Source organism: Enterobacter wuhouensis, assembly GCF_004331265.1.
Lineage (GTDB): Bacteria > Pseudomonadota > Gammaproteobacteria > Enterobacterales > Enterobacteriaceae > Enterobacter > Enterobacter wuhouensis.
The window spans coordinates 19463-32046 of sequence record NZ_SJOO01000012.1 but is presented as its reverse complement, the minus strand read 5'-3'; the positions used below and the strand labels follow the sequence as shown (position 1 = coordinate 32046).

Below are 12584 nucleotides of genomic sequence, written 5' to 3'. Positions count from 1 at the left end.
GGGGCGAGCAAGACAGGGCATGTCGAAGAGGAGATCCCCACGTCCTGGGTTCAGCACTGTACACCGTATCCCGCAAGGGAAGTTATACTGACAAAGCCTTGATTCGACAGTGCCTGTTTTACCCTGTGCCGGTTCTCTCGAACCCACCAGAGCGATAACGTGTATTTGTACAGGAGCCTCGCCATAACGAGATCGTTGTAAAACGAGAGGGATAATACGCTTATTTAATATTGCCGCTCGGGAAATTAAATAATGTTTAAGAACGGTTTAGAAGAATCTTATTAATAAAGCGTTGAGGATTTATTTAAGGTGATTCATTTCTAATGAAGAATTAAATAATCAATGGAGGAGAGGAAAATGACGTGGCTTGATAATTTGCTGAATCATTTTGCGCTCTACCCGGCACATCTTTTCGCGCTGTTATTTGTGATGGCGCTGAGTAAATCGACGGTGCTGATCTCCTCCGTGCTGCCGCCCGCCTCGGTGATGCTGCTGGCGGGCATAACCGTCAGCCAGGCGAGCATGCATCCTGCGCTGGCGTGGCTGGCCGTGGTGTTGGGCGCAGCGGCGGGTTCGGTGCTGAACTACCATATCGGCCAGCTGATGGGGCACTCCCGGCTGGTCACGCGTTTCACCTCAAAGCATGCCGACAAGTTCTTGCGGGTACAGCATCAGCTGCAAAAGAACGGTGTCATCGTGCTGTTTACGTCGCGCTTTCTGGCGGTGTTGCGTTACATCGTCCCGCTGGCGGCGGGGATGCTCAGGCTGAATGTAGCAAAGGCCTACGCCGTCAGCCTGCTTTCCGCCTGCGTATGGGCGGCGCTGTATGTCGGCATCGTCACCGGCATCAGCGCCTTTTGAGTTACAGACTCCCCATTCCGCCGTCCACCAGCAGCTCCGTTCCTAACGTGTAGCTCGACTCGTCGGACGCCAGATAGAGCGCGGCTTTTGCCAGCTCCGTCGTCGAACCCATTCTGCCGAGCGGGACCAGCTTGATGACCTCAGCCATCATCGCGTTAAGCGCCTCGTCGCTCAGGCCCGTCTTCGTAAACGCCGGGGTTTCTACCGGGCCGGGGCTCAGGCCGTTGACGCGGATCCCGCGCGGTAGCAGCTCCGCCGACAGCGTGCGCGCCAGCGACAGCAGGGCGGCCTTGCTCGCGGCATACACGCTGCTGGTGGGCAGGCCAATGCGGGCGCTCACGGAGCCGCAGAGGATCACCGAGGACGGGTTATTCAGCAGCGGCAGCAAAGCCTGAATGAGAAAGAACGGTCCCTTCAGGTTGATGTTCATCAGGCGGTCCCAGGCATCCTCCTGCCAGGCTTCCAGCGGCGCGTGCGTCACGTCGCCCGCGTTGAGAAACACCGCGTCCAGGCGCGGCCAGCGGGCGGCGAGAGTTTCCGCCAGCGCTTTTTGCGAGGTGATATCTCCCGCATCGGTCGGGATCACCCAGGCCTTATCGCCCAGAATGCGCTCTGCTTCGGCAAGGGTATCCGGATTACGTCCGGTAACGGCAACGTGCGCGCCTTCGGCGATAAACGCCTGCGCGGTGGCGAGGCCGATGCCGCTGGTGCCGCCGGTAATCAGCGTATATTTCTCTGTTAAACGACCCATGTTGTTCTCCTGAAATGTCACTGGAGAAAGCACTATAGAAACGTTAGTATCGAAAGGGAACTAGGTACCAAATGGATACTAAAGCGGCAAGAGGTGTGCTATGGCAGAAATGCTGGACGTGTCATGCGAAAAAAAATCTGAGGTTTACACCTGCCCCATGACGCAGTTTGTGAACCTGATTTCCGGTAAATGGGCGATCCCGATCCTCTATCGCCTGATTATCCTCAATACGCCCGTGCGGTTTGGCGAGCTGCTCAGGGCGGCCGCGCCCATCACCCAAAAAGAGTTGACCAAACAGCTTCGCCTGTTTGAACAGCGCGGGCTGGTAACGCGGACGGTCTATCCGGAGATCCCGCCGCGCGTGGAGTATCAGATAACCGACCTGGGGCTAACCCTTCAGGGAGCGCTCTCCCCGCTGGCCGCCTGGGTAAGCGAGTACGGCGACCAGCTGGAGCGTTAGGCTAGCGTTTGACGTAGCGCGGTGCCGGAATGCCGGTGCGCGCGCTGCCAAACAGCTCAAGGCGCGCCGCTTCGTAGCGATCCCACAGGCCGGCGTCGTGCATCGGCGGGATGGTGATGAGCTCGCCCTGATCCAGACCCGCCAGCGACGCGTCGACCATATCGTCGGTGGTCATCACCGACCCTTCCGGCAGATCGTTCACCGTGACGCCTGAATGGCTCCAGATTTCCGTCGCCGTGGCGGCGGGCAGCACGGCCTGAATGCGCACGCTGCTGTCGGCAAATTCTTCCTGTAACCCACGGGTAAAGCTCAGTACCCACGCCTTGGTGGCGCTGTAGAGGGCGCTACCGGCGCGGACGTGTAGCGCTAACACCGAGGCGATATTGATCAGCGTCCCGCGGTTTTTCTGCGCAAGGCGGGGCAGGATAGCGTAGGTTAAGCGCATCAGCGCCGTGGTGTTCAGGGTGTTAATGGCCTGATGCTGCGCCACCTCGCCCGAGAGGAACGGGGCCATTTGCGCCGTGCCCGCGTTGTTGATAAGCGTATCAATCGCGGTATTGCTGCGCAGCTCCTCTTCCACGGCGCGGATCCCGGTCTCGTCGGTGAGATCGGCCACCAGAATATCGACGGCCACACCGTAGCGCGTGCGCAGGTCGGCAGCGAGGGTTTTCAGGCGATCCTCGCGGCGGGCGACCAGCACCAGGTTAGCACCGCGCGCGGCAAGACGATCGGCATAAACGGCACCGATTCCGGAGGAGGCACCCGTGATCAGGGCGGTGGTGATTTGCGTAGTCATCGTGCGTTACCTCAAAGCAAAGTGGGTTATTTGGTTTCAATATGAAACTGAATTAACTCTCTGTCATTTGGTTTTATAATGCAACCATATTGCACGCAATTTTTTACTTTTGCCGGGCGGGGGCGATCAGGAGGGGAGCTTAGGCACGATCTCTTCTGGGGAAAGCTGGCGGCCGTCGTCGGCGATAAGCGCCAGTTTACGCAGGGGTTTACGCTGTTGGGTATCAACCAGCACGGTGCCGCATTCGTTGTCGGCAAACAAAAATTCATTGCCCCACTGCGACAGGGCGACCAGCACCGTTTGCAGGGCGCGGCCTTTGTCGGTCAGGACATACTCCTGCCAGGCGCTGCCGTCGGACGCGGGCTGGAGCGTCAGGATGCCTTCCTCCACCAGCAGCTTCAGGCGCGTGGTCAGCATGTTCTTGGCGATACCGAGGCTTTTTTGAAACTCGCCGAAGCGTTTGATGCCGCGCAGCGCGTCGCGAACAATCAGCAATGACCACCAGTCCCCCACGATATCCAGCGAACGGGCGACGGGGCAGGTGCTCTCTTCAAGGCGGGTACGTTTCACAATACGGTCTCCAGCGGGGGCATGGTTTTATTATAAAACTGTTTTACGCCATCCGTAAGCGAGTTAATCATCAGTTTGAGAAATGCTTCCCGGAAAATTGTCACGGATCTGTCACACTCAGTGCGACATTAAAAAAACGCATGAGGAAAAAGGGATGAGAAAAGCACTACTTGCTGTTGCAGTGGCTGGCAGCCTTTCACTGACGTTTGCCGCACAGGCGCAGGACACGCCGGACGGGTATCAGTTAGAACAGGTCCTGATCATGAGTCGCCACAACCTGCGCGCGCCGCTCGCCAATAACGGCAGCGTGCTGGAGCAGTCCACGCCGAAGCAGTGGCCGGAGTGGGAGGTGCCGGGTGGTCAGCTCACGACCAAAGGCGGCGTGCTGGAGGTCTATATGGGGCACTATATGCGCGAGTGGCTGGCGCAGCAGGGAATGGTGACCAGCGGCGAATGCCCGCCAGCGGATAGCGTTTATGCCTACGCCAACAGCCTGCAGCGTACCGTCGCCACCGCGCAGTTCTTTATCACCGGCGCGTTCCCGGGGTGTGACATTCCCGTCCATCACCAGGAAAAAATGGGCACCATGGACCCAACCTTCAATCCGGTGATCACCGACAATTCGCCGGAATTCCGCGAAAAAGCGCTCAAGGCGATGGAGTCCGAGCGGCAGAAAATGCAGCTTGATGAGAGCTACAGGCTGCTGGAACAGCTGACGAATTACGCCGACTCGCCGTCCTGCAAGGAGAAAAAAGTCTGCTCCCTGACGGAGGCGAAAGATACCTTCAGCGCCGACTATGAAAAAGAGCCCGGCGTTTCCGGGCCGCTCAAGGTGGGGAACTCGCTGGTGGATGCCTTCACCCTGCAGTATTACGAAGGCTTCCCTACGGACCAGGTGGCCTGGGGCGAAATCAAAACCGACCAGCAGTGGCGCGTGCTGTCTAAGCTGAAAAACGGCTATCAGGATTCGCTGTTCACCTCCACCGACGTGGCGCAAAACGTCGCCAAACCGCTGGTGAAGTATATCGACAAAGCGCTGGTGACCGAGCAGGCTAAAGCGCCAAAAATCACTCTTCTGGCCGGGCATGATTCGAACATCGCCTCGCTGCTCACCGCGCTGGACTTCAAAACTTACCAGCTGCATGACCAGCAGGAGCGCACGCCGATTGGGGGCAAAATTGTCTTCCAGCGCTGGCATGACAAAAACGCCAACCGCGAGCTGATGAAGATTGAGTATGTTTACCAAAGCTCGGAACAGCTGCGAAACGCCAGCGTGCTGTCGCTGGAATCCCCGGCACAGCGCGTGACGCTGGAGCTAAAAGGGTGCCCGATTGATGCAAACGGCTTCTGCCCAATCGATAAATTCAATGCGGTGATGAACGACGCGGCGAAATAGAAGAAAACCCCCCGCTGCGGCGGGGGGGAACGTTAGACGTTTTTACGTTCGATGGTTTGCTCACCCCAGAAGAGCGAGTCTTTGTCCGTTTTTTCAAAGGCGCGGATCAGCACCTCATCGCTGCCTTCTTCCCAAATCTGCTCTGCCAGCTTTTCGTCATATTTCGCGACTTCAAAGATAGCCTCGGCAATTTCCGGTGAAGTATTACGTAAGCTTGCCCATTCGCCCACGTGGTGAGCTTTAGATTCTTGCGTTGGCATACTTGTCCTCCTGTTGGGGTTTAGCCGTGCAGTTTTTTGGCAATACCCGCGACGTGTTCACCCTGATAGCGGGCGATAGCCAGTTCTTCTTCACTTGGCTGGCGCGAGCCGTCGCCACCGGCAATGGTGGTTGCACCGTACGGCGTACCGCCGCGCACCTGAGAAACATCAAACAGTTCCTGTGCGCCGTAGCCAATCGGCACAATGACCATCCCATGATGTGCAAGGGTAGTCCAGGTTGAGGTGATCGTCTGCTCCTGGCCGCCGCCGGTGCCGGTAGAGCTGAATACGCTGGCGACCTTGCCGTACAGCGCGCCAGAGGCCCAGAGTCCGCCCGTCTGGTCGAGGAAGGTTCGCATCTGGCCGGACATATTGCCAAAGCGGGTAGGGGTGCCGAAGATGATGGCATCGTAGTCAGCCAGTTCCTGCGGAGTTGCCTGAGGTGCGTTTTGCGTTTTACCGCCCGCTTTTAAGAACGCCTCGGCATTCATGGTTTCCGGTACGCGTTTCACCACCACCTCAACGCCGTCCACCCGGTTTGCGCCTTCGGCAACGGCGTGAGCCATGGTTTCAATGTGTCCATACATGGAATAATAGAGCACCAGAACTTTTGCCATTTTGCATCACTCCTCGTTTGTTTTTTCTGGCAGCGAATCGCTGCGTTCATTTAAAGATAAGTCGTGATAGCCAGACTGCAAATTTTAACGCCACTTCTTTGATTTATAACAATATGTTAACGATTGTGCCTTGTAGCAATATGAAACATATTCACCGGGTGAATTTTTCAGAATGATAAGAAAGACTTATGGATAATCTCTTGCTGCGTGTCTCCAAATCACGCGGATGTTATTGCAGAATATTACCTTCGGCTTGCCGGATGGCCTCATTCCACTAAGCTTAGTTTCACGCGGCGCAGTTAAAGGTACTGAACTTTTGTCGCGAGGTGAAAGAATCCTCTTTTACTGAATGCAGTATGATGTCTAATGTTTCACATTCTGGAGGTTAGAGATGGCAAACCATCGTGGTGGTTCCGGTAATTTCGCTGAAGACCGTGACAGAGCATCAGAAGCAGGTCGTAAAGGTGGCCAGCATAGCGGAGGTAACTTCAAGAATGATCCGCAACGTGCATCAGAAGCTGGCAAAAAAGGGGGTAAAAACAGCCATGGCAGCAATAGCAAGTAATACGCCGGGCTAACTCCCTGCCGCCGGGTCTCCCGGCGGTTTTTTTATTTCTGCAACATTGAACTGTAACCAAAGGCATCGCACACTACAGGATTGTTTCTTAGTGCTGGTGTCTCATGTCTCTCTCCCGTTTCAAATTCTCCGTCAAACCTCAGGAAGCGATCCTTATTCTGATCACCATGTTCTGGGGCGGAACCTTCCTTGCCGTCCAGTATGCGGTTACGCTGAGCGATCCCTTCTTCTTTGTCGGCCTGCGCTTTGCGACGGCGGCGATTGCCGTGGCCTTAATCTCGCTAAAAACCCTGCGCGGATTAACCCTCAGGGAGCTGAAGGCCGGGGTGGCGATTGGCGTTGCGATTGCGATGGGCTACAGCCTGCAGACGTGGGGACTACAGACCATCTCCAGCAGCAAATCGGCGTTTATCACCGCCATGTATGTGCCGCTGGTGCCGCTCCTGCAGTGGCTGTGTCTGGGAAGAATGCCGGGTTTGATGTCCTGTATCGGTATCGTGCTGGCGTTTATCGGGCTGATTTTACTGGCCGGGCCGGAAAACAACCTGCTGGCGCTGGGGCCTGGCGAAATGATCACCCTGGTGGGGGCGATCGCCATTGCGGCGGAAATTATTCTGATCAGCGCCTGGGCGGGAAAAGTTGACGTCAAGCGCGTCACGGTCGTGCAGCTGGCGACGGCGTCGCTGGTAGCCTTTGCCGCTATGGTTCCCGCAGGGGAATCAGTGCCGCCGATGTCCACCGGGCTGGTGGTGGTGGCTCTCGGGCTTGGGATCTTCAGCGCCATTATTCAGGTCACCATGAACTGGGCGCAGCGCAGCGTATCCCCGACCCGGGCAACGGTCATCTACACCGGCGAGCCGGTGTGGGCCGGTATCTTCGGACGCATTGCCGGGGAGCGCTTGCCGCTGCTGGCGCTGGTTGGGGCGGCGTTTATCGTTGCCGGGGTGCTGGTGAGCGAGCTAAAGCTCAAGCGGAAGAAAAAAACGCTGCCGGAGAATGACGGCGCGGTGGCCTATGGAGAGCAGGAATGACGCAAGGCGCGGTGAAAGTACCCGGCAAACGTTCGCGGGCGGTAAGCGCCAAAAAGCAGGCGATCCTCAGCGCGGCGCTGGAGACCTTTTCGCAGTTTGGCATTCACGGCACGCGCCTTGAGCAGGTCGCGGAGCAGGCCGGCGTGTCGAAAACCAATCTCCTCTATTACTATCCCTCAAAAGAGGCGCTTTATGTGGCGGTGATGCAGCAGATCCTCGATATCTGGCTGGCGCCGTTAAAAGCGTTCCGCGAAGAGCTGGCTCCGCTGGTGGCAATCGAGGAGTACATCCGTCTGAAGCTTGAGGTATCGCGCGATTACCCGCAGGCGTCGCGGCTGTTCTGTCTGGAGATGCTGCAGGGCGCGCCGCTGCTGCAGGAAGCGCTGACCGGCGATCTAAAACAGCTGGTGGAAGATAAGTCGGCCATTATTGCCGGATGGGTCGCCAGCGGAAAATTGGCTCCCGTCGACCCGCATCATCTGATCTTTATGATTTGGGCCGCAACGCAGCATTACGCTGACTTTGCGGCCCAGGTTGAAGCGGTGACCGGTAAAACCTTGCAGGATGAAGCGTTTTTCCAGAGTACGCTGGACAACGTGCAGCGGATGATTATCGAAGGGATCCGCGTGCGCTAGTTCCCCTCACCCTAACCCTCTCCCCAAAGGGGAGAGGGTACTGTTCTGTGCTGTCTTTTCTCCCTTGCCCCTATGGGGAGAGGGGACAGCTTAAATTGCCCTCTTCACATTGCATCAGGGAGGCCAGAAAGGCTTCGCGCTCCACCGTTTTCTCCGCCAGGCACTGGTTGATAATCATCGGCTGAACGGTGCCGCCTTCGGTTCCTGAACCCATCAACTTACAGTCCGCATCACGCAGGGCGATCCACGACTGCTGCGCCTTTTTCAGCAGGTCGCGCTGCGGGGCAGCCGCGCGCTTCATAGCCGCCTGGTAGGTCTGGTTAAGCTTTTTATCCGCAGCCTGGTACTGCCCCGCCGCGCAGGCGTTAAGCTCCGACTGGGTGCTGGCCTTAGCGCATCCATCGGCCAGCGCGTTTACGCTCATAAGCAGGGCTGCACCTGCGATCAGACAGTATTTCATCATCCCCTCCATGTAAAAAAGCCGGATGCGCTGCGCATATCCGGCCTACGGTTGTTGCGTAGCCCCGATAAGCGTAGCGCCACCGGGGAGAATTTACACGATTAGCCGATGGTCATCAGGCTGGCGTTACCGCCCGCCGCCGCGGTGTTGACGCTGAGCGAGCGCTCCACGTACAGACGCTCCAGCAGCAGGTTGGTTTCCCCGCACGCAAAGCCCTGCACCGAAACGATCGCGCCGCTGCGGGCCGCCACCTGCTCGCACAGTTCGCGCAGCTGGTCGGAATCACCGTGATAGATCGCCGCGTCGAACGGCTGATCCATGAGGGCATCGGCCTTCGCAAAGTGAATGCGGGCAGAAACGGCTTTCGGCAGCTGTTTTGCCAGGTCACGATGCAGACCGTCTTCCGGCCACAGCACCTCACAGCCCGCGGCGGCGGCGGCGGCCAGCTGCACCAGCGCGTCCTGTTCGTTATCCGCCACGCACAGTACGCGCTCGCGCGGCATCAGCGTCCAGGTGTTGCGCTCGCCGGTTGGCCCCGGCAGCAGACGCTGCGTACCGGCCTGAGCCAGCTCGCCGTACTGCTCTGCAACGGCACGCAGTTCCGGGCGCTTATCTGCCCACTTGATGAGTGCGTTCAGCGGCTGGGTCAGCACGGCTTTCACCTGCGTATCCACCGGATAATCCGCGTCCTGACGCGCCAGCGTCACGCCCAGCGCGTTTTCCGGACGGTTCGCCAACAGGCGGTACAGGTAGAGCGGGCCGCCCGCCTTCGGACCGGTGCCGGAGAGGCCTTCGCCGCCGAACGGCTGCACGCCAACCACGGCGCCGACCATGTTGCGGTTGACGTACAGGTTGCCCACTTTGGCGCTACCGGTCACGTGTGCAATGGTTTCGTCGATGCGGGTATGCACGCCGAGCGTCAGGCCGTAGCCGGAGGCGTTGATCTGCTCAATCAGCTCGTTGAGGTTGTTACGGTTATAGCGCACCACGTGCAGCACCGGGCCGAAGACCTCTTTTTTCAGCTCGTCAAAGCTCGCCAGCTCAATCAGCGTTGGCGGTACAAAGGTGCCGGACTGCCATTCGCGGGCGTCTTCGCTGTTCTCACGCACCGCCTGGAATACCGGACGGCCCTTGGCGCGCATGGTCTGAATGTGATTTTCAATATTCGCTTTGGCTTCCGCGTCGATCACCGGCCCGATGTCGGTGGTGAGACGGCCCGGGTTGCCCATGCGGCATTCGCCCATCGCGCCGCGCAGCATCTTCAGGGTGTGATCCGCCACGTCGTCCTGCAGGCACAGCACGCGCAGGGCGGAGCAGCGCTGGCCGGCGCTGTCGAACGCCGAGGCCAGCACGTCAACCACTACCTGCTCGGTGAGCGCGGAGGAGTCCACGATCATGGCGTTCATGCCGCCGGTTTCCGCGATGAGCGGGGTTGGGCGTCCCTGGGCATCCAGGCGGGTAGCGATGTTGCGCTGCAGCAGGGAGGCTACCTCGGTTGAGCCGGTAAACATCACGCCGCGCACGCGGTTATCGGAGGTCAGTTTGGCACCGACCGTTTCACCGCGGCCCGGCAGCAGCTGAATAACGCCCGCCGGCACGCCGGCTTCCAGCAGAATGTTGATGCCCTGTGCGGCAATCAGCGGGGTCTGCTCGGCAGGTTTTGCAAGCACGCTGTTGCCTGCGGCAAGGGCGGCGGCAATCTGGCCGGAGAAGATCGCCAGCGGGAAGTTCCACGGGCTGATACAGACGACAGGGCCGAGCGGACGGTGCGTTTCATTATCGAAATCATCACGAACCTGGCCGGCGTAGTAGTGCAGGAAGTCAACGGCCTCGCGCACTTCGGCAATGGCGTTGCTGAAGGTTTTACCCGCTTCGCGCACCAGGATGCCGATGAGCTGCTGCATCTGATCTTCCATCAGCACCGCCGCGCGCTCCAGAATGGCGGCACGCTCCTGCGGCGGGGTGGCGAACCAGATTGGCGCGTTGTTCACCGCGTTGTCCAGCGCCTGGTCCACTTCCGCTTCCGTGGCCTCACGCACGTAGCCGACGATATCCTTCGGCTCCGCCGGGTTGATCACCGGCTGCATCTCGCCGTCCTCGACGGGCTGCTCAAGAATCGGTTTGGCCTGCCACTTCTGCAGTGCGCTGTTGAGCAGAGCAGAGGAGAGGGAGGCCAGACGGTGCTCGTTCGACAGGTCCAGACCCGCAGAGTTGACGCGGCCTGCGCCGTACAGCTCGCGCGGCAGGGCAATCTTCGGATGCGGCAGGCCGATCTGACCCTCCTGCGCCGCCATCTTCTCAACGGCCTGCACCGGATCGGCCACCAGCTCGTCCAGCGGCAGCGTGGTGTCGGCAATGCGGTTAACGAAGGAGGTGTTCGCCCCGTTTTCCAGCAGACGACGCACCAGATACGCCAGCAGGGTTTCGTGAGTGCCCACCGGAGCATAGATACGGCACGGGCGGTTCAGCTTGCCGTCCGCCACTTTCCCGGTCACCTGCTCGTACAGCGGTTCACCCATGCCGTGCAGGCACTGGAACTCGTACTGGCCCGGATAGTAGTTCTGACCCGCCAGGCTGTAGATCGCCGCCAGAGTGTGGGCGTTGTGGGTCGCAAACTGCGGATAGATCAGGTTCGGCACGCCGAGCAGCTTTTTCGCACAGGCGAGGTAGGAGACGTCGGTGTAAACCTTGCGGGTGTAGACCGGATAGCCTTCCAGACCTTCCATCTGGGCGCGTTTGATTTCGCTGTCCCAGTAGGCGCCCTTCACCAGGCGGATCATCAGGCGACGGCGGCTGCGGCTTGCCAGGTCAATCAGGTAGTCGATGACGAACGGGCAGCGCTTCTGGTAGGCCTGGATCACGAAGCCGATGCCGTTCCAGCCCGCCAGCTCCGGCTCGAAGCACAGCTTTTCCAGCAGATCGAGGGAGATCTCCAGGCGGTCGGCCTCTTCGGCGTCGATGTTAATACCGATGTCGTACTGGCGCGCCAGCAGGGTCAGGGACTTCAGGCGCGGGTAGAGTTCTTCCATTACGCGGTCATACTGCGCGCGGCTGTAGCGCGGGTGCAGGGCGGAGAGCTTAATGGAGATGCCCGGGCCTTCATAAATCCCGCGGCCGTTAGAGGCTTTGCCGATGGCGTGGATCGCCTGCTGGTAAGAGACCATATAGGCCTGCGCGTCGGCGGCGGTCAGCGCCGCTTCGCCCAGCATGTCGTAGGAGTAGCGGAAGCCTTTGTCTTCCAGCTTGCGGGCGTTCGCCAGCGCTTCGGCAATGGTTTCGCCGGTGACGAACTGCTCGCCCATCAGGCGCATCGCCATGTCCACGCCCTTGCGGATCAGCGGCTCGCCGCTCTTGCCGATGATGCGGTTCAGGGAGCGCGACAGATTGGCTTCGTTGTGGGTAGAGACCAGCTTGCCGGTAAACAGCAGGCCCCAGGTTGCGGCGTTCACAAACAGCGACGGGCTGCGGCCAATGTGGGAATGCCAGTTACCGTTGCTGATCTTGTCGCGGATCAGCGCGTCGCGGGTGGCTTTGTCGGGAATGCGCAGCAGCGCTTCCGCGAGGCACATCAGCGCCACGCCTTCCTGTGAGGAGAGGGAAAACTCCTGCAGCAGCCCCTGCACCATCCCGGCGCGGCCGGATGCGGTTTTCTGGTTGCGCAGCTTGTCGGCTAACTGATAGGCCAGGCTATGCGCCTGTGCGGCAATGGCGTCCGGCAGGCGGGCCTGCTCCAGCAGCATCGGCACGGCGTCGGTTTCGGCACGGCGGTAGGCGCCGGTGATGGCGGCACGGCTGACGGACTGGGGCAGGATCTGCTCGGCGAAGTCGAGGAACGGCTGGTGGTTCTCTTCGGCAGCGGCTGTCGCTTCTTCGCTCTCATTGGCGGCACCCGCCAGCAGGGCAGGCAGCTCCGGCAGACCTTCGTCGCTCTCCAGTCTTTCCAGATAGTTAAAAATCGCCTGTTTGATTAGCCAGTGCGGCGTGCGGTCAATTCGGGTGGCTGCGGACTTAATCCGTTCGCGCGTTGCGTCATCCAGCTTAACCCCCATGGTGGTCATCCCCATGCCAAAACTCCTGTTGTTCTTTAATTACGTTTGGTCGTTAGCGTGAAATATCCACCATGTTGCAACTTTGTGCAACCGTGTTAAATGTGACCTGGTCTGCAAGCTG

The 12584-nt window shown here is 59.2% G+C and carries 13 protein-coding genes and 1 riboswitch; of the genes, 6 read left to right on the top strand and 7 right to left on the bottom strand.

Features of this window, described 5'->3' with window-relative positions:
* Positions 1–28 precede the first annotated feature (28 nt).
* A riboswitch (M-box (ykoK) riboswitch) is annotated at positions 29–198 on the bottom strand.
* Between the two features lie 159 nt (positions 199–357).
* Complete coding sequence (locus E0L20_RS20150) at positions 358–861, top strand: DedA family protein (RefSeq protein ID WP_131635501.1); 504 nt, start codon at positions 358–360, stop codon at positions 859–861.
* A 1-nt stretch (position 862) separates the two neighbouring features.
* Here E0L20_RS20150 and E0L20_RS20145 read toward each other — a convergent pair whose 3' ends face one another.
* A complete protein-coding gene (locus E0L20_RS20145) occupies positions 863–1612 on the bottom strand; it encodes an SDR family oxidoreductase (RefSeq protein WP_131635500.1) in 750 nt (249 codons plus the stop codon).
* Positions 1613–1712: 100 nt separating this feature from the next.
* Here E0L20_RS20145 and E0L20_RS20140 point away from each other — a divergent pair, with 100 nt between their 5' ends.
* Positions 1713–2072, top strand: a complete 360-nt coding sequence (locus E0L20_RS20140; RefSeq protein WP_042718861.1) for a winged helix-turn-helix transcriptional regulator — start codon at positions 1713–1715, stop codon at positions 2070–2072.
* Between the two features lies 1 nt (position 2073).
* Here the strand turns inward: E0L20_RS20140 and E0L20_RS20135 are convergent, their stop codons facing one another.
* Together E0L20_RS20135 and E0L20_RS20130 are read right to left on the bottom strand one after the other, a co-directional pair.
* Positions 2074–2868 (bottom strand): SDR family NAD(P)-dependent oxidoreductase, encoded by a 795-nt coding sequence (locus tag E0L20_RS20135; protein ID WP_131635499.1) that lies wholly within the window; start codon positions 2866–2868, stop codon positions 2074–2076.
* A gap of 126 nt (positions 2869–2994) precedes the next feature.
* The gene (locus E0L20_RS20130; RefSeq protein ID WP_131635498.1) at positions 2995–3438 is read right to left on the bottom strand and encodes a winged helix-turn-helix transcriptional regulator; all 444 of its coding nucleotides are present in this window, start codon (positions 3436–3438) and stop codon (positions 2995–2997) included.
* Between the two features lie 154 nt (positions 3439–3592).
* On the opposite strand from E0L20_RS20130, the gene agp reads away from it, so the two are divergent.
* The gene (gene agp / locus E0L20_RS20125; RefSeq protein WP_131635497.1) at positions 3593–4834 is read left to right on the top strand and encodes a bifunctional glucose-1-phosphatase/inositol phosphatase; all 1242 of its coding nucleotides are present in this window, start codon (positions 3593–3595) and stop codon (positions 4832–4834) included.
* A 32-nt stretch (positions 4835–4866) separates the two neighbouring features.
* Here agp and E0L20_RS20120 read toward each other — a convergent pair whose 3' ends face one another.
* The gene (locus E0L20_RS20120; protein ID WP_131635496.1) at positions 4867–5094 is read right to left on the bottom strand and encodes a YccJ family protein; all 228 of its coding nucleotides are present in this window, start codon (positions 5092–5094) and stop codon (positions 4867–4869) included.
* A gap of 20 nt (positions 5095–5114) precedes the next feature.
* Positions 5115–5711, bottom strand: a complete 597-nt coding sequence (wrbA, locus tag E0L20_RS20115; protein WP_131635495.1) for an NAD(P)H:quinone oxidoreductase — start codon at positions 5709–5711, stop codon at positions 5115–5117.
* A gap of 391 nt (positions 5712–6102) precedes the next feature.
* Here wrbA and E0L20_RS20110 point away from each other — a divergent pair, with 391 nt between their 5' ends.
* The 3 genes from E0L20_RS20110 (at position 6103) to rutR (ending at position 7954) form a co-directional block, all read left to right on the top strand.
* Positions 6103–6276, top strand: a complete 174-nt coding sequence (locus E0L20_RS20110) for a con-10 family general stress protein (RefSeq protein WP_131635494.1) — start codon at positions 6103–6105, stop codon at positions 6274–6276.
* A 116-nt stretch (positions 6277–6392) separates the two neighbouring features.
* Complete coding sequence (locus E0L20_RS20105; protein WP_131635493.1) at positions 6393–7319, top strand: DMT family transporter; 927 nt, start codon at positions 6393–6395, stop codon at positions 7317–7319.
* Positions 7316–7954: an HTH-type transcriptional regulator RutR gene (rutR, locus tag E0L20_RS20100; RefSeq protein ID WP_131635492.1), complete on the top strand. Its 639-nt coding sequence runs from the start codon at positions 7316–7318 to the stop codon at positions 7952–7954. The genes E0L20_RS20105 and rutR overlap by 4 nt, the downstream gene beginning before the upstream one ends.
* Before the next feature lie 70 nt (positions 7955–8024).
* On the opposite strand, the gene E0L20_RS20095 is transcribed toward rutR, so the two are convergent.
* Positions 8025–8414, bottom strand: coding sequence for a lysozyme inhibitor LprI family protein (locus E0L20_RS20095; protein ID WP_131635491.1), 390 nt, complete (start codon positions 8412–8414; stop codon positions 8025–8027).
* Positions 8415–8515: 101 nt separating this feature from the next.
* Complete coding sequence (gene putA / locus E0L20_RS20090) at positions 8516–12478, bottom strand: trifunctional transcriptional regulator/proline dehydrogenase/L-glutamate gamma-semialdehyde dehydrogenase (RefSeq protein WP_131635490.1); 3963 nt, start codon at positions 12476–12478, stop codon at positions 8516–8518.
* Between the last annotated feature and the right edge of the window lie 106 nt (positions 12479–12584).

Bases quoted from the DNA above. Each gene is read 5' to 3' on its own strand.
- putA (WP_131635490.1), bottom strand. From the start codon at position 12,478: ATGGGGATGACCACCATGGGGGTTAAGCTGGATGACGCAACGCGCGAA.
- E0L20_RS20105 (WP_131635493.1), top strand. From the start codon at position 6,393: ATGTCTCTCTCCCGTTTCAAATTCTCCGTCAAACCTCAGGAAGCGATC.
- E0L20_RS20110 (WP_131635494.1), top strand. From the start codon at position 6,103: ATGGCAAACCATCGTGGTGGTTCCGGTAATTTCGCTGAAGACCGTGAC.
- E0L20_RS20145 (WP_131635500.1), bottom strand. From the start codon at position 1,612: ATGGGTCGTTTAACAGAGAAATATACGCTGATTACCGGCGGCACCAGC.
- E0L20_RS20135 (WP_131635499.1), bottom strand. From the start codon at position 2,868: ATGACTACGCAAATCACCACCGCCCTGATCACGGGTGCCTCCTCCGGA.
- E0L20_RS20095 (WP_131635491.1), bottom strand. From the start codon at position 8,414: ATGAAATACTGTCTGATCGCAGGTGCAGCCCTGCTTATGAGCGTAAAC.
- rutR (WP_131635492.1), top strand. From the start codon at position 7,316: ATGACGCAAGGCGCGGTGAAAGTACCCGGCAAACGTTCGCGGGCGGTA.
- agp (WP_131635497.1), top strand. From the start codon at position 3,593: ATGAGAAAAGCACTACTTGCTGTTGCAGTGGCTGGCAGCCTTTCACTG.
- wrbA (WP_131635495.1), bottom strand. From the start codon at position 5,711: ATGGCAAAAGTTCTGGTGCTCTATTATTCCATGTATGGACACATTGAA.
- E0L20_RS20150 (WP_131635501.1), top strand. From the start codon at position 358: ATGACGTGGCTTGATAATTTGCTGAATCATTTTGCGCTCTACCCGGCA.
- E0L20_RS20120 (WP_131635496.1), bottom strand. From the start codon at position 5,094: ATGCCAACGCAAGAATCTAAAGCTCACCACGTGGGCGAATGGGCAAGC.
- E0L20_RS20140 (WP_042718861.1), top strand. From the start codon at position 1,713: ATGGCAGAAATGCTGGACGTGTCATGCGAAAAAAAATCTGAGGTTTAC.